This window comes from Colwellia sp. BRX8-4, from assembly GCF_014077345.1.
Taxonomy (GTDB): domain Bacteria; phylum Pseudomonadota; class Gammaproteobacteria; order Enterobacterales; family Alteromonadaceae; genus Colwellia_A.
The window spans coordinates 61,482-78,108 of the sequence record NZ_JACGVS010000004.1 but is presented as its reverse complement, the minus strand read 5'-3'; the positions used below and the strand labels follow the sequence as shown (position 1 = coordinate 78,108).

The following is a 16,627-nucleotide window of genomic DNA, read 5'->3' as shown; positions in this document are numbered from 1 at the left end:
TGCCGCCTTTTGTAAATTCTCGGCATTTTTTGGTGATCCTAACTATGATTAACGTTACTATAGCGCCCTTTTTTAATGCCGTATTGGCGTGTTCTGTTGCACAAGTTTTTAAAAATCGTGCAAGGTTTTAATTTTTGGAGTTTTTATATGGTTTTTTACCCTGGTCAACGATGGATAAGTGACGGAGAGTCGGATCAAGGATTAGGCACGGTACTAACGGTTGAACACCGTTTTGTTTCTATTTTATTTACCGCTACCGGTGAATCGCGCCAATATGCCATAGCAAATGCACCATTAACACGTGTTATTTTCAACCAAGGGGATAGTATTCCTAGCCACGAAGGCTGGATGCTTATCGTTGAAGAGGTTGAAGATATTGACAACTTACTCACTTACCATGGTAAGCGCCAAGATACCGGTGAAGAAACGTCACTAAAAGAAGTGATGATTGACCACTTTATCAAATTTAATAAACCGCACGATCGATTGCTTAATGGTCAAGTTGACCGTCTCGACTGGTTTCGTTTACGCAAAGATAGCTTAAAACACCAGCATACTCAGCAGCAATCGCCATTAATGGGTTTAAGTGGTGGCAGAGTCAGTTTAATTCCTCATCAACTTTATATCGCTGAAGAAGTTGGCTGTAGATTTGCACCTCGCGTGTTACTTGCCGATGAAGTTGGTTTAGGTAAAACCATTGAAGCTGGCCTCATTATTCACCAGCAGCTTGTTACCGGTCGTGCACAACGTATTTTAATTATTGTGCCTGAATCACTTATGCATCAGTGGTTGGTAGAAATGTTACGCCGTTTTAACTTACATTTTAGTATTTTTGATAGTGAACGTTGCCAAGAAATAAAAAACTCAGGTGAACAAGAAAATCCATTTAGTACTGAACAACTCGTTTTGGTTAATTTAGATTTTGTTACCAAAAATCCAGAGTGGTATGAAGAGCTCATTGCTGAGGACTGGGATTTAATGGTAGTTGATGAAGCTCACCACTTAAATTGGCATCAAGACAACCCTAGCATTGAATATTTATGTATTGAGCAACTAGCCCAGACTATCCCTGGGGTTTTGTTATTAACAGCAACACCAGATCAACTTGGTCATGAAAGCCACTTTGCACGTTTACGCTTGCTTGACCCTGACCGTTTCTTTGATTATCAAAAATTTACAGAAGAAGAAAGCCATTATACTGAAGTCGCCAATGCCGCCAATGCTTTGGTAGCTAAAGATGCTTTGTCGCCAGCACAACAAGTAACATTGACTAAGCTATTAAAAGAAACTGATATCAGTCAACATTTAATAAACGTCAATATAGCATTGCCCAGCGATAATGAAATACTTGCGCAAGATGCATCACGAGAACAAGTGCTAACACAACTACTCGACCGTCATGGCACTGGCCGTATTCTTTTTAGAAACAGCAGAAATACCATAAAAGGTTTCCCTGAGCGTGAATTGCATTCTACGCCTTTAGCTTTACCAGAGGCTTATCAAGAGCAAATCAATGAGTTTTTATTATCGGACACTAGTGAAAATTTAAAAACCTTGGCTCAAGCTAAACAAGTTTTTACGCCTGAAATTTTATTTTCGTTAAACAGCCATGAAAATTGGACTGATATCGACCCTCGTGTTGACTACTTAATCGAACTTTTACAAACATTGAAAAAAGAAAAGTTATTGGTCATTTGTGCGCATGCACAAACTGCGATTGACTTAGAAGCGGCGTTACGCGTAAAAGAAGGTATTCGTGCAGCGGTCTTTCATGAAGGTTTGAGTATATTCGAACGCGACAAAGCCGCTGCTTATTTTGCCCAAGACGAAGACAGTGCACAATGTTTACTCTGTTCTGAAATAGGCAGTGAAGGTCGAAACTTCCAATTCGCCCATCACTTAGTGTTATTTGACTTACCGAGCAACCCTGATCTTTTAGAACAGCGTATTGGTCGTTTAGACCGTATTGGACAAACACAAACCATTCGTTTGCATGTCCCCTATTTTACTGACTCTGCACAAGGATTACTTTTTGACTGGTATCAAAATGGTTTAAACGCTTTTGAACATACTTGTATCACTGGCCGAGCAATTTTTGATAAGTTTGGTGATAAACTGTTTGATTTAGCCTTAACGGCGCAGTGGCAGTCGACAGCCGCAGAAAAGTTAATCAATGAAAGCCATGAAGAGCACTTAACCCTTAAAGCGGAATTAGAGTCAGGACGGGATAAATTACTAGAATTACGTTCTTCTGGTCAAGGCCGCTCTCACCAACTAGTTAAAGAAATTTCAGCACTGGACCAACAAATTGAATTACCACAATTTATGTTTCAAGTACTTGATGTTTTTGGTATCACTCAAGACGACAAGTCAGATAATGCCATCGCTTTACAGCCTAGTGAGCACATGCTTTGTGGTAATTTCCCTTGCCTGCCTGATGATGGTACAACCATTACTTTTAACCGAGATACTGCGCTAGCTTGTGAAGATTATCACTTATTAACTTGGGACCACCCTATGGTGCGCGGAGCAATGGATTTAGTGCTCAGTGATCAAACGGGTAACTCGAGCATAGGTTTATTGAAAAACCCAGCATTGCCGGCAGGAACATTTTTTATTGAATGTATTTTTACTATCGAAGCAACCGCTCCCAATCACTTACAGCTGGGTCGTTATTTACCGACGACACCCATACGTGTTTTGGTTGATAAGAATGGCACTGACTTGGCAGATAAAGTGGGTGAAAATGTTCTAGATCAACAGCTTGCACCCGTTAAAAAACAAGTAGCGCTACAATTGGTTAAAGCCTTGAAAGATCAAGTAACACCTTTAGTAGCAAAAGCTGAAGCACATGCTAAGCCACAGGTTTTGAGCATTCAAGAAAAAGCCCTAGCCAATATGCATAAAACGCTAGATGCAGAATTTCAACGCTTAACAGCACTAAAAACTATCAACCCAAGTGTTCGCCAGCAAGAGCTCGACTTTATCAAAGTACAGCAAAGTGAATTAAGCCACTACATAGGTAAAGCACAGTTGAAATTTGAAGCGATACGTTTAATAGTGGTGAGTAACTAACGATGTCAAGCCAACACGAAATTCCAAACGATCAGCAGGCACAACAAAAAGTTGTGCCCATGGCGCCAAACCCAGAGTTTGTTTATTGCCCGCCTATGTCGCCTTACCTTGATATAATTTATCGCGATAATGATATTGTGGTGCTCAACAAGCAAAGTGGTTTATTAACCGTGTCAGGTCGCTTACCCGCTCATAAAGATTGTTTACAAAGTCGAGTGAATAAAGTGCTGCCAACCGCAACGGTAGTTCATCGATTAGATATGGCAACATCTGGTATATTGATCATGGCGTTACATAAACCTGCACATGTCGCAATTAGTCGAATGTTTCAGCAACGCGAAACGAAAAAAAGCTATATTGCCCGTGTCTATGGTCATATGAAAGATGATAATGGTTCGGTCGATCAACCGCTTATTTGTGACTGGCCAAATCGTCCACGACAAATGGTTGACCATGAACGTGGTAAACAGTCGTTGACCCATTACCGAGTATTATCACGCGATACTGATGCTAACTCGGTGCCAAGTACCTTAGTTGAATTAACCCCGATAACAGGGCGTTCTCATCAACTACGTGTCCATATGTTATTTTTAGGCCACCCTATTTTGGGTGACAGATTATACTCACATGAGTCAGCGGTTACGGCAAGTGCACGGTTATTATTGCATGCGCAAATGTTAGAGCTCGCACATCCATGTATAGAAAAGACACTCACTTTCAAAGTTCCTTGCCCGTTTCTTTGATAAGCATTTTTTCTGGTTAAGAAAATAAAGTATTTGCCGATAATTGATCATACGTCCATTAAACAATTTTCGGTAAGTACTCACCGCCTATAATTTTAAGGAACATATGTCTTTACGTGTTTTAGCTTCATTAATCATTTTCTGTCTATTTAGCCTTGTTACTATTAACAGTTATGCATTGTTATACCAAGAAGAAAATAAAACCGAAAAGCCAAAAGTTCCAGAGCAGCAAGAGGCGACAAAAACAGCAGATGAATCCGGTGATGCCAGTAAAGTAGCTCCTAAAAAACGTCCAAAAATTTTAGCCCCTATTAATTCGCTGCTGCAACAAGAACAAGATCTGACTCATTACCTAACGGCTGAAAAAATAACGCCTATGTTAGCTGGCGCTCAAGACTTTATTACCATTATCAATGAAAATACCGCCAGTAATCAAAAAGGGGTAATGATACTGCTCCCTGACTGGGGAATGAGTGCAAAAAGTAGCAACGCTTTAAATTATCTACAAAAAGTACTGCCTAGCCAAGGTTGGACAACCATAGCTATTCAGCCACCAAGTATCCCTTTAGGTTACCCTTCTCGCGCATTAAAGCGATCGATTCAACTCGAAGACGATGATAAAACCTTACTGGCACACAAAGAACATTTGACCGAACTAATGACGGCGGTGATGGAAAAAGCTAAAGATTATCCTGGTATATTTGTCGTGGTATCAAAAGGCAGTCATGCCATATTACTGGCCAATTTATACAGTACCGGTAAACTACAATCGCCAAGTGCTATGGTCATGCTTAGTGGTTATATGAATACTACAGAGCAAAGCCTCTCATTTGCTAAAGTACTGGCGACCAGTGAGTTTCCTCTCTTAGATATCTATCTGTCAAGAGAGCAGCAATTAGCGACCTCTGCCGCTAAAATTCGTAAAGCACAAGCAGTTAAAGAAATGAAAGTCTATTATCGACAAACTGAACTGCACAATAATCAAATTGGCTATTACCCTGAAAAAGCGTTGTTAAGGTCAATAAATGGCTGGCTTAAATCTATTGGTTGGTAACATCTGCTATAAACTCAAACGCTGATCTCAATAAGTTACTACCCCGTTAGCTACAATCAACAAAAAGCCCCCGCTGAAGTTATCCTCAGCGGGGGCTTTTTAATCGTTAATACAAGTTAATTCATTAGCTAACCATTATCAGCAGAGCGATTAGCACTTATAGCTTAAACTCTTGCACTGACTGTTGTAATTCTTCAGCTAACTTAGCGACTTCATTACTTGATTGTGCCGTTTGCTGTGCACCTGCCGTTGTTTGTTCAGCAATGGCAACAATAGATTCTAAATTAACGCTAATCTCATGAGCGACGACACTTTGTTCTTCAGCAGCCGCAGCAATTTGAGTACTTTTATCAAATGCCTCGTGAACCGAATGAGTAATAGTTTGCAGCGCTTTCTCAGCTTCTTCGCTCTGCTCTACACAATTTGCGGCTTGCTTCTTACCCGTATCCATAACGCCAACAGCTCGTTGAGCACCGGTTTGCAGTACCTCAATCATGTTTTGTATTTCTTGTGTAGACACTTGCGTTCTACTAGCTAGCGTTCTTACTTCATCAGCAACTACGGCAAAACCACGACCTTGCTCTCCGGCACGAGCGGCTTCAATAGCTGCGTTTAATGCCAGTAAGTTTGTTTGCTCAGCTATGCCGCGAATGACGTCAAGAATACCACCGATAGAAGCACTGTCTTGCTGTAGTTTATTAATAACTTGTGCTGCTTCTTCAACTTCGTCAGCAAGTAAGCCGATAGTTTGGCGATTGCGTTCAGAAATAATTTTTATACGCTTGGCTTCGTCATCAGCTTGCTTTATTTCACCTAGTGTATCATTAGCACTAGATAGTACACTTTGAGAAGTACTGCTCATTTGCGTAGTCGCAGAAGCGGCTTGTTCAACTTGTGAGCGTTGTTCTGCAATAGCAATGGTACCTTGTGCGGTTACCGCTGAAGTTTCTTCTGCGGCAGTTGCTAGTTGTGTAGAGCGACTAACAATACCTTGAATAAGCGTACGCAAACTATCAATTAATAAATTACAGTTACGTGATAATTCAGCAAATTCATCTTTACCCGTTTCATCTAACTTATGAGATAAATCACCAGAAGCAACGATGTTAAGCATTTTATTAACCAAAGACAGTGGTCGGGTAATACTAAGCAGTGTAAACCAAGCAATACCAATTGCGGCAACAATTGAAAAAATCATAATACCTATAGTTTGTGAGTTACCATCGGCCACTTTTTCTTGAACAAGTTTACCCGCCGTCATCGCAGTTTGATTCGCTAAATCGACTTGTTTTTCTAAAATGGCATTGGCTTTTTTGATGTCACGTTCTGCAGCATCTAAGTTTTCTGTTGCGACTTTAAGGGCAATCAGTTGTTTATCTTTGTGAGAAAAAATATCATTGTTAGAGTTAATTAATTCAGTTAATTCACTCAAAGCAACAGACAAATCATCAGCTACATCTTCGGCGCCTTGATTAGATAGCTCGGATATAATATCGGTAAATGATTTATTTACATCAACAAAGCTATTGGATATTTGGTTACCCACTAAATCTGTTGACGACCTGTCGATTAAACCTCGATATTCAAGTGCTGAGCTTACTAGCCCATTAAGTAAGGTTTCAATACTTTCACCTAAACTAACCGCTCGCTGAAGCTTAGTGTCAGCTAAGTCGTGGTCGGCAAGGTCTAGTAACATCGTAGCTGCATCATCAGCTTTTTCTTCAAGGTTAGCTATTTTTTCTCTTAAAATAAGTGCTTGATTAATACTGGCTTGCCTATTACTAAAAACCAATCCTATTTCTTTTTCGAGATCTGCATAAACTGAATCGACTTGACCTAGATTAGTTAATAAAGAATTTTCATTTCGCACCACTTGCTTTAATTTCTTCAGCTCAGTAGAAAAGTCATCTTTATCTTGATTATATGCCGTAAGATTATTATTAAGTGGCGTTAATTCGGTTTGATAATATGCACGTAAAGTAAGGTTACCTATTTGGGTTAAGGTGTTAGCAAGCTTGTTACTCCCTTTTAATGTTGGGATCGCCAACTCACTTTGTTGTACAGTAGAGCCTTTAATTATGTTCAAATTCCATAGAGATATAGCACTAGTTATTACTAGTAAGACTGCAATAATGGCAAAACCACCCATTATTTTCATTGCTACCGTTAAATTCATAAATGTCACCGTGTAAATAGATAGTATTGAGTACGAGTGTAAACTAAATTAATTGCTACTTCCTTGAATGCAGGCCTATATTTTCAAAGCCAATAATCATAGCTTATTTGTCATTATTGTCGATTAGATTATCGGTTAATATTGTTAAAAACTTAACCGTTAATTTTATTATAACAAGCTTAAGCTATTTTTCACCTTTAGTTATTGCTTTATCATAAGTTTTTTTATTTTTGTTTTGTACTGTGGCAAGGCTCAGTAAACAACTGCTTGTCAGACCATCGTAATAACGTTAGATGTCCGCCCCAGACGCACCCTGTATCTAATGCATAAATATTGTCAACAGGACAGTGCCCCATTAATGAAGCCCAATGACCAAATATCCAACTATAATTTGTTTGTTTTTGTGTAAACTCAAACCAAGGTTTTATATGGGCAGGTGCTTGCTCAACTGCAAGCTTACATGAAAACTCTAAGCCATAATCGAGTTGGCAATAACGCATTCTGGTCAGTGAGTTAACGGTCACTCGAAATTTTTCATCAGCAGATTTTGCCAAAGACCATAGATTAGGTTCTTCACCATACATTATGGCTAACCAATCATTTCTTAGCGCTGATGCTAGCTTGATATTAACATCGTTTGCTTGTTCCATAGCTTCTGCAGGTGTCCAAAAGGGTGGCAAACCTGCATGACTCATATAAACATTTTCATTGGGTAACTTTTGGATAAGCGGTTGACTAGCAAGCCAACCCATTAACTCATCAACGTCTGCAGCAGCTAATAATTCATCGAAACAATCACTAGCTTTTGTTTTTTTCAAGCCACCATAAATAGCTAATAAGTGCAGGTCATGATTACCTAAAACCACTCGAGCACTATTACCCAGTGCTTTTATATATCTCAGCGTTTTTAAGGAGTCTGGACCTCTAGCAACCAGATCACCCGCTAGCCAAAGCTGGTCAGTTTCAGGCGAAAAGGCAACTTGGTCTAGTAAGGCGCGTAGTTCGTGGTAACAGCCTTGAATATCTCCGACAAAATAGATAGCCATAAACGAAGCGTCGCAGTTAGTTAAGAATGTGTGGCTGAGCTAAACCAAAAACAGGTATCTCAACTTGTTGCAAGTCATTATCATCACTTAGCATTTGGTAATGGCCCTGCATAGTACCGACTGGGGTTTTTAAGATACAACCGCTGGTATAAGTGTACGTGTTGTCTGGGGCTATGATAGGCTGCTTACCGATAACACCTTCACCGGCAACGGTAGAGGTCTTATTGTCGCCATCGGTAATCAACCAATAACGAGACAATAATTTAACCGGTTTATTACTATTATTGGCAATACTAATCGTATAACTAAATACATAGTTCTTTTCGTTTTCAATCAATTGTGAGGCAATATACTCAGTTTTAACGCTGACCGAAATATCATATCCCATAGAAATTGATTCGACTGTAGTTAATGTTGAATCGTCCTTCATAACTCAACCGGGTTATCAGTTAAGAAATTTGCCAGTTTGATATAATCTGTGATCGGTAAGTTCTCTGCACGAAGTCTTGCATCGATACCTAAAGCCGCTAATTGTTCAACCGTAAACAATTTTTTAAAACTATTGCGTATCGTTTTTCTACGTTGGTTAAATGCCGCCAAACAAACTTGGTTAAGCGATTTAATATCTTTTACTGGATTTTTAATCTCACCATGAGGAATTAATCTCACGATAGCAGAATCAACCTTAGGCGCTGGCTTAAAAGCTTCTGGGCCTATTTGCATAACAGGGATAACCTGACACTGATATTGCGTCATGATTGAAAGTCGACCATAGGCTTTACAATTTTCACTAGCAGCCATACGTTGAACAACTTCTTTTTGCAGCATAAAGTGCATATCTTTCACGCTATCTTTAAACGTTAAAAGATGAAAAATAAGTGGCGTAGAAATGTTGTAAGGTAAGTTGCCAAAAATTCTTAAAGGTCGTTCTGCGGTCGCTATTTCACTAAAATCAAATTTAAGGGCATCCGCTTCGTAAATAGTAATTTTATCAGCAATAAAAGGATGATGGCGTAAACGATGGGCAAGATCTCTGTCAAGTTCGACAACAGAAATAGCACCGGCTCGGTCAATAACCGGTTCGGTTAATGCGCCTAATCCAGGACCAATCTCGATAAGATTTTCTCCTGGCTCAGGGTCGATAGCATCAACAATTTTACTGATCACACCTTCGTCATGTAAAAAGTTTTGTCCAAAGCGTTTTTTGGCCTGGTGGCCTAGATGAGTTTTATTATTCATGATTGATTATTTGCTAATTTAATGGCTGTGGTGATTGCTTCAATAAAGCTTCCTGGGTCAGCTAAGTTGGTACCCGCTAATTCAAGTGCGGTACCGTGATCTACCGAGGTTCGAACAAAAGGTAAGCCTAAGGTAATATTAACCGAAGCGCCAAAGCCTTTATATTTCAAGACTGGCAAGCCTTGATCATGATACATAGTTAAAATGGCATCAGCATCACTTAAGTACTTCTCCTGGAAGATAGTATCAGCAGGTAATGGCCCAATAAGCTTGATGCCTTCATCTCTGAGTACATTTAAGGCTGGGATCATCACATCGATTTCTTCTCGACCTAGATGCCCATCTTCTCCCGCATGAGGGTTTATGCCACAGACGTAGATTTTAGGCTCTTTAATACCAAATTTATTAATAAGATCGGTATTTAAAATACGGGTGACTTTTTGTAAACGTTCTGCGGTGATCGCTTTAGAAACATAAGCTAAAGGAATATGCGTTGTCACTAATGCAACTCTTAAGCCTTCTGTCGCCAACATCATCACGACATCGGCACAGTTAGCTTGGCTAGCAAAATATTCTGTATGACCACTGAAAGCGATACCCGCTTTATTAATTAACCCTTTATGCACGGGGCCAGTGACAATAGCATCGATTTCACCAGAGATATTTTTTTCACTGGCAATTCTTAATGTTTCAATGACATAACTACCATTTTCAGCATTAAGCTCACCAGGAATACAAGCCTCAGCCATATCGACAGACAATATCGTTAGTGTCCCAGCTTTTTGAGGTTTAGCGGCTTTCGAAACATCATAATCAATAAATGTGAGTGGTAAACCTAAAACTTCAGCGCGCTCTTGCATTAACTTTTTACAAGCAATTACCACAAGCTCAACGGGCCAATCTTGCTGAGCAATGAAAATGGTTAAGTCTGGGCCAATTCCTGCAGGTTCGCCTGGCGTGATAGCTATACGCTTTGTCATTATTTTGTATCTCGACTAAAAATCTCTACATAGGCTTCATCACGAAGCTCTTTAATCCAACGCGCACTTTCTAAACCAAACTTTCTATTGAATAAAATGCGACGAGCTTTACTTTCATTCATTTGTTCTGTCGCATCAAGTGTTCTTCGACCGGTTAATTGCGCTAAATGCCAACCAAATGAAGTTCTAAAAGGCTTATGCATTTCATCAACTTTTAATCGCGCTAAGGCCGCCTTAAAAGTAGGATCGTAAACATCAGGGTCTGACCAACCTAGATCACCACCTCGCACTGAAGTAGGTCCGTCTGAATACTCTTTAGCTAAGTCGCCAAAATCAGCTTCACCTGCGTTAACTCTGTCCATAAGGCCTAGCAGAATACTTTCAGCTTTGGCTTCACTCAAGATAACAGAAGGTTCAATCAATATGTGCCGTGCTTTCACTTCTTCTACTTCAACGATTTGCAAACCACGAATATCTATAATTTTTACAATACTAAAACCTAAACCGGTACGGATAGGTCCTAAAATTGATTCTTTTTTCTCACCATCAACAATTGATGAGAATAATGTCGGTAATTCATTGATATTTTTCCAACCTAAATCACCACCTTCTAAGGCATTTGAACCGCCTGAAGAAGCAATAGCAATTTTTGCAAAGTCACTGCCGTTATTAAGCAATTCAATTACTTTTTCAGCCCGAACTTTAGCGGCATTCATATCATCTTGTGTTGGATTCGCTGGGAACTCAATCAGTATGTGTCCCAGACGATATTCAACATCAGTATTAATTTTTTCTTCCATAGAAGAAATCAAATTAGCCACGTCTTGTGGTGAAACATAAATACGGCGACTAACACTATTGCGGCGTACCTCGCCAGAAATAAGTTCAGTTCTGACTAGTTCACGATACTTATCGTAATCTGTGCCATCTTTAACAAGATTCTGACGAAACTGGTCTAACGTTAATTTTTCTTCTTTCGCCATATTCGTTAGCGTTTCATCAAGCTGTGCATCACTCACTTGCACACCCATACGTTCGCCTAATTGAGTGATCAACGCATCGTTGATCAACTTTTCAGTGACCTGCGTTCTTAACGCTTTATCTGATGGTAAACTTTGATCATTTTTTAGTGCTTGTTTTTTTATGGTTGCGATTAGGTCTTTTATTTCAGATTCCAAAACAACACCACCATTTACAATGGCTGATACTCGATCAAGTTCAACTTGTTGTGCTTGTACTGGAAAAAAAGATGTTACCGTCAAAGCGCTTGTTAAAAGTAAAAATTTCAATGATTTTTTCATGTATCGTCTATTTCTTATATTTAATTATTGAGAAAGTAAGGGCGTTTGTAGCCAAATATACTTGAGTTGAACATATCTGTAATGTCTTTTGTTCTCATGCTAAATCTTAGCATAAAACCATTGTTGAATTCATCGCGATTTTTATTATTACTCGATGGTTCATCAAAGTTTGCTGTAATATAACGATGATAAGCAAAACTCAGTGACCAACAGCAACTTTGGTACTGTAAACCCGCATAAGTTTCTATGCTTCGATTTTGCTGTAAATCTTGAGTTACTCGGCTAATAACTTGCCAATTTTTATTTATGCTGACATTCCCCGCTAAAGATAGTTGCTCTAATGTTATACCTGAGACATCACGAGTGTATCGATGGTTCAATTGTATTGTTTGATTTTCACCAAAAAGATAATCAATACTGGTTTGACTCTTGTTGGTAACATCATCTTCTGTATTATATTGAATGTCGCTACTGAACTGCCAACTACTATTTATACGAGCGTAGACTTCTGCCGCTAATGCCGAAGCATCGGCTACAATTCCTTGGTTTTCTTCAAAGGTAAAATTACTGTCATTAAGATAAACAATTCGTCCTAAGCTGACCCTAAGTTGTTCTTGATTGGCACTGTCGAGTAAACGACTCGTTATTCCCCAAGAATATTGATTAGCTTGAGCTATCCTATCTAAACCACTAAAACGTTTATCACGAAATAGACCGTTATAGTCATCTTGTAGTGTGGTTGTATCATATAGCCCTATATTACTTTGATCTTTTTCAGGAATATAAAGATATTGCAGTTGCGGCTCTAAGGTTTGTGTAAAACTATTTCCCCAAAAATGACTTTGCCTATCAAAATTAACCCCACCATGAAAACGGACTTTAGGTAATGTTCTGCTTACACTTTCTTCAAGCTCACTTTCCAAAGGAATATTGTCTTGTTGGTAATGGGTTTGTAGTATTTTAAATTCTGAATTCAAAAACCAAGCTGGCGTAACCAAAGGGAAGGTTAAACCCGCTTCAACATGATAGCGCTGTGCGGTTACTTGAGTTTTATCGGCATTGTCAAAATTGGTGACTTCAGAATAGACATCGAATAACCCGTCTAAAACATCAATTTTTTGATGGCTGGCAAGTTCGAGTTGAGCAAGCGCTTTATAGTTTGTTTTATTATCGCCGAGTACTTCAAAGTCTTGTAATTTTACCTTGGCTTGCCAACTATCCGCAAAATAAGCTAATTCACCTGTTTGATATAAGTAAGCATCATTATCATTGTAGTGCTTACTACCAATATCAACTAAATAGTTATCATCACTAATTGTTGTGTAGTCAACGAAAGCGCGAAAGCGCTCTGAAAAGGTGCCAACATGTTGCATACGCACTAAATATCGTGCATCGGTGCTATTTTCTTGTTCATTGTCTTGATCTAGATATTCGAGATCAAATTGTCCTTGTTGTTCATCATGCAAATAACGAAATTCTGTCATTAATTGACTGCCACGCTTCAACATGTATTTTGGGGTAATCGTCGCATCAATATTAGGGGCAATATTCCAGTAATAAGGAATTGACGTGGTAAAACCTGATTTACCTGAATTACCAATTTCAGGATATAAAAAACCCGATTGTCTATCATCACCAATAGGAATCGTAAAATAAGGTAGGTACAAGACCGGCACATTAAAAACTGAAAACCTTGCATTATAAGCTTCTAAATAACGTTCATCTTTAGAAATATTAATTTCGCTGGCATTCATTTGCCAATCAGGTGAAGCGCCATAACAAGTAGTAAAAGAAGAGTCAATTAATGACAAGGTACCTTCTCTAGACACAGAAATAATACCAGCACCACCGTGTCCTGCTATTCCCGCGAGTTGATACTGAGTATTTTTCAAGGTAGTCGCGCCGAGCGATTCACTTATGTTCAATTGGTCGGCAAAAATATCAATGCCTTTATTTTGAAAGTGAATATCGCCCGTGGCCTTAACCGATGAACTTTCTCTATTAAGCTCAATCTCATTAGCAAGAATTGTCTGCTGACTGTTAATCAACATTACATTGCCGGTAAATTTAGCGACTTTATTTTTATTAATACCCGATTTATCAGCTAAAATAGTGATCGCTTTACTCTTTTCAGTAGATTGAGTAGCGGTTAACTGTGGGTAAGTCGGTATAGGGCATTGAGCCATACCATCGAGAATATCGGTAACTTGTTGAGCAACACTATATTTAGCCATTGATAAACAAGTAATTATTAAAATTAAATAGCGCGGAAATGACATTAAAAGTCCGATAGATGAATGATTAAAGCAACAAAGATGAAAGCGAGCCACATTTTATACTCAAACACTTAGATAATATAGCAATTTTCTTTAGGGTGCTAATTCGGTATATTGGTAATACGGGTTGGCATTACTCATTTATGCCCTCACCTAAGATAACTATTAGTACCATTTACTTGAGGAATAGAAAACTTGCCAAGCTCTCGAATTCAAGCGTTACACCTATGGTTGGATAAACAATTTTCAGGCGAACATATTCAATTGACCCCCTTAACTGGCGATGCTGGCTTTCGCTGCTATTATCGCTTTTCGATAAAGGGTCGTTCATTTATCGCCGTTGATGCCCCTAAAGATAAATCTAATAACGCGGCTTTTGTTTTTATGCAAAAGAGTCTTAAGGATAATAATGTCTTAGTGCCTGAAATTATTGCGGCTGATTTATCACTAGGTTTTCTTTGCTTAGCTGATTTTGGTGAAACGCTATTAGCTGATATTTTATCGACTGAAAATATCATTATCACCTATCAAAAAGCTATCGATATTTTACCAAAAATTCAGTCTGCATTGCCCAAGAATACTCAAGAATTACCGCATTATGATCAAGCATTTGTTGAGCTTGAACTGAATATTTTCTCACAATGGTTATTAACTGAGCACCTATCAATTATATTAACTACTGAAGAGCAACAGCAGTTAATAGATTGCTTTTCAATATTAACAGAAAATATGCTGAGCCAACCGCAAGTCTTAGTGCACCGAGATTACCATAGTAGAAATATTATGATCCTCGAGGATAATAATTTCGGCATTATTGACTTTCAAGACGCGGTCATTGGTCCTATCACTTACGATATCGTCTCGTTACTCCGTGACTGCTACCTGAAATGGCCGAACGAGTCTGTTTCATTGTTACTAAACCGCTATATAGATATAATGACAGAGCACTATTCATTAAACGATATCACTCGCCAGCAATGGCAGCGCTGGTTTGATTTAACTGGCTTACAACGCCACATTAAAGCGAGTGGTATCTTTGCCCGTTTACATCATCGCGATAATAAAAGCGGCTACTTAAAAGATATTCCGCTAACACTTAGCTACCTTGTTGAGATCAGTGAAAAATACCCTGAATTAGCCTCTTTACATCAGCTTTTATTAGTAAAAGTACTGCCTGCGATGCAAAATCTTAAAGCGGGTACATTAACATGAAAGCGATGATTTTAGCCGCTGGTCGTGGTGAACGTATGCGCCCCTTAACGGATCATTGCCCAAAACCTTTACTCAGAGTAGCTGGGATCCCGCTAATCGAATACCATATTAATAAACTCGCCCAGTGTGGCATCACAGATATTGTTATTAACTATGCCTGGTTAGGAGAGATGATCGTTGACTATTTAGGTGATGGTAAAAAATTCGGGGTTAATATAAGCTACAGTCCAGAAAATAGTGGTGCACTTGAAACGGCTGGCGGTATTATTCAAGCGCTACCTTTATTAAGCAATAATAACGATAATGAAGCCTTTATGCTGATAAATGGCGATATATTTACTGATGTTAACTTTGCTAACTTACCGACATTAGCCAAAGACCGGTTAGCGCATATCTGCTTAGTTAACAATCCTGATCATAATATAAAAGGTGATTTTATTTTTGATAACAATCAACTCACCAATATTGTAAATCAGTCAGAATCAACACAGAAAAATACTTACACCTTTAGTGGTATTAGTTTATTTCGCGCTGATTTTTTTAAAGATAAAAATGCCATGCCAGCATTAAAGCTTGGTCCGATGCTCAAAAGTGCGGTTAGCGACGGTACGGTTTCAGCAAGCATACTCGATTGTGCATGGACCGATGTTGGTACGCCAGAACGTTTAGCGTATCTAAATAGATAAGTTAATCAATTAATAACACAAACAGGTAATATTGATAATGAGAATATGGGGAAAACTTTTAGGCTTTATATTTGGTTTTATGCTGAGTAAAAACCTACTAGGTGCATTAATAGGCATGTTTATTGGTCATAACTTTGATAAAGGCAGAGGCCTTAATTTCAATAATCTTTCAGGCTCGAAAAGCTCAGAAAGTGAACGCCAGAGCGCATTCTTTTACACTTCTTTTTCAGTGATGGGCTACATGGCAAAAGCGAATGGCTTAGTGTCAAAGCATGAAATTGAATTCGCCAATGCTTATATGGACAAATTATCGTTGCAGGGAGAGTCAAGACAACAAGCGCAAGATGCCTTTAGAGAAGGTAAAATGGCGGGTTTTCCACTGAACGATAACCTTGCAAAATTTAAACAAGTTTGCGGAAATCGTCATGATTTATTATTACTCTTTTTAGAGATTCAAATTCAAGTCGCTTTTGCTGATGGTCACCTAGACAGTGATGAACGCCAAGCCTTACACACCATAGCGCAGCAATTAGGCTTTTCAAGTAAAGAGCTTGATAGACTCTTAGAAATGATTATCGCTGGTGCACAATTTCATCAAGGTCAATCAGGTAAAAGCTCTCAATCTCAATTAGAGAATGCCTACAAAGTGTTAGGTGTTGCAGCAGACACACCTGAAAAGGATATTAAGAAAGCTTATCGAAAGTTAATGTCGCAACATCATCCTGATAAGTTGGTTGCTAAAGGTTTACCACCAGAAATGATGGAAATTGCCAAACAAAAAGCACAAGATATTCAAGGGGCATACGAGTTAATCACTAAAAACAAATAACCGCTAATGC

The 16,627-nt window shown here is 38.8% G+C and carries 13 protein-coding genes; 6 read left to right on the top strand and 7 right to left on the bottom strand.

What is annotated here, in order from left to right; translation table 11 throughout:
- Nucleotides 1-147 precede the first annotated feature (147 nt).
- The 3 genes from rapA to H4J56_RS05140 all read left to right on the top strand — a co-directional run bounded on the left by rapA (nucleotide 148) and on the right by H4J56_RS05140 (nucleotide 4,872).
- Entirely contained in the window at nucleotides 148-3,075 is a 2,928-nt protein-coding gene (gene rapA, locus H4J56_RS05150; RefSeq protein ID WP_182221743.1) for an RNA polymerase-associated protein RapA, read from the top strand.
- 59 nt (nucleotides 3,076-3,134) lie between these two features.
- A complete protein-coding gene (locus H4J56_RS05145; protein WP_182213885.1) occupies nucleotides 3,135-3,818 on the top strand; it encodes a pseudouridine synthase in 684 nt (227 codons plus the stop codon).
- Nucleotides 3,819-3,924: 106 nt separating this feature from the next.
- Nucleotides 3,925-4,872, top strand: coding sequence for a DUF3530 family protein (locus H4J56_RS05140; protein ID WP_182221742.1), 948 nt, complete (start codon nucleotides 3,925-3,927; stop codon nucleotides 4,870-4,872).
- Between the two features lie 157 nt (nucleotides 4,873-5,029).
- Here the strand turns inward: H4J56_RS05140 and H4J56_RS05135 are convergent, their stop codons facing one another.
- The 7 genes from H4J56_RS05135 to H4J56_RS05105 all read right to left on the bottom strand — a co-directional run bounded on the left by H4J56_RS05135 (nucleotide 5,030) and on the right by H4J56_RS05105 (nucleotide 13,893).
- Nucleotides 5,030-7,048, bottom strand: coding sequence for a methyl-accepting chemotaxis protein (locus tag H4J56_RS05135; RefSeq protein ID WP_182221741.1), 2,019 nt, complete (start codon nucleotides 7,046-7,048; stop codon nucleotides 5,030-5,032).
- 224 nt (nucleotides 7,049-7,272) lie between these two features.
- Complete coding sequence (locus tag H4J56_RS05130; protein ID WP_182221740.1) at nucleotides 7,273-8,094, bottom strand: symmetrical bis(5'-nucleosyl)-tetraphosphatase; 822 nt, start codon at nucleotides 8,092-8,094, stop codon at nucleotides 7,273-7,275.
- A 16-nt stretch (nucleotides 8,095-8,110) separates the two neighbouring features.
- Nucleotides 8,111-8,524 carry a Co2+/Mg2+ efflux protein ApaG gene (gene apaG / locus H4J56_RS05125; protein ID WP_259364818.1) on the bottom strand — a complete coding sequence of 138 codons (414 nt, stop codon included), beginning with the start codon at nucleotides 8,522-8,524 and terminating at the stop codon, nucleotides 8,111-8,113.
- A complete protein-coding gene (rsmA, locus tag H4J56_RS05120; protein WP_070375746.1) occupies nucleotides 8,521-9,333 on the bottom strand; it encodes a 16S rRNA (adenine(1518)-N(6)/adenine(1519)-N(6))-dimethyltransferase RsmA in 813 nt (270 codons plus the stop codon). The genes apaG and rsmA overlap by 4 nt, the downstream gene beginning before the upstream one ends.
- Nucleotides 9,330-10,313: a 4-hydroxythreonine-4-phosphate dehydrogenase PdxA gene (gene pdxA / locus H4J56_RS05115; protein ID WP_220465259.1), complete on the bottom strand. Its 984-nt coding sequence runs from the start codon at nucleotides 10,311-10,313 to the stop codon at nucleotides 9,330-9,332. Before pdxA ends, rsmA begins: the two co-directional genes overlap by 4 nt.
- Nucleotides 10,313-11,614: a peptidylprolyl isomerase SurA gene (gene surA / locus H4J56_RS05110; RefSeq protein ID WP_182213745.1), complete on the bottom strand. Its 1,302-nt coding sequence runs from the start codon at nucleotides 11,612-11,614 to the stop codon at nucleotides 10,313-10,315. The genes pdxA and surA overlap by 1 nt, the downstream gene beginning before the upstream one ends.
- Nucleotides 11,615-11,634: 20 nt before the next feature.
- The gene (locus H4J56_RS05105) at nucleotides 11,635-13,893 is read right to left on the bottom strand and encodes an LPS-assembly protein LptD (RefSeq protein WP_182221739.1); all 2,259 of its coding nucleotides are present in this window, start codon (nucleotides 13,891-13,893) and stop codon (nucleotides 11,635-11,637) included.
- A gap of 192 nt (nucleotides 13,894-14,085) precedes the next feature.
- Here H4J56_RS05105 and H4J56_RS05100 point away from each other — a divergent pair, with 192 nt between their 5' ends.
- Genes H4J56_RS05100 through djlA form a run of 3 tightly spaced genes read left to right on the top strand, consistent with a single transcriptional unit; the run spans nucleotide 14,086 to nucleotide 16,617 of the window.
- Entirely contained in the window at nucleotides 14,086-15,102 is a 1,017-nt protein-coding gene (locus H4J56_RS05100) for an aminoglycoside phosphotransferase family protein (protein ID WP_182221738.1), read from the top strand.
- On the top strand, nucleotides 15,099-15,788 hold the full coding sequence (gene murU / locus H4J56_RS05095) for an N-acetylmuramate alpha-1-phosphate uridylyltransferase MurU (RefSeq protein WP_182221737.1): 690 nt from the start codon (nucleotides 15,099-15,101) through the stop codon (nucleotides 15,786-15,788). The genes H4J56_RS05100 and murU overlap by 4 nt, the downstream gene beginning before the upstream one ends.
- Before the next feature lie 37 nt (nucleotides 15,789-15,825).
- Complete coding sequence (djlA, locus tag H4J56_RS05090) at nucleotides 15,826-16,617, top strand: co-chaperone DjlA (protein ID WP_070375740.1); 792 nt, start codon at nucleotides 15,826-15,828, stop codon at nucleotides 16,615-16,617.
- Nucleotides 16,618-16,627: the final 10 nt, after the last annotated feature.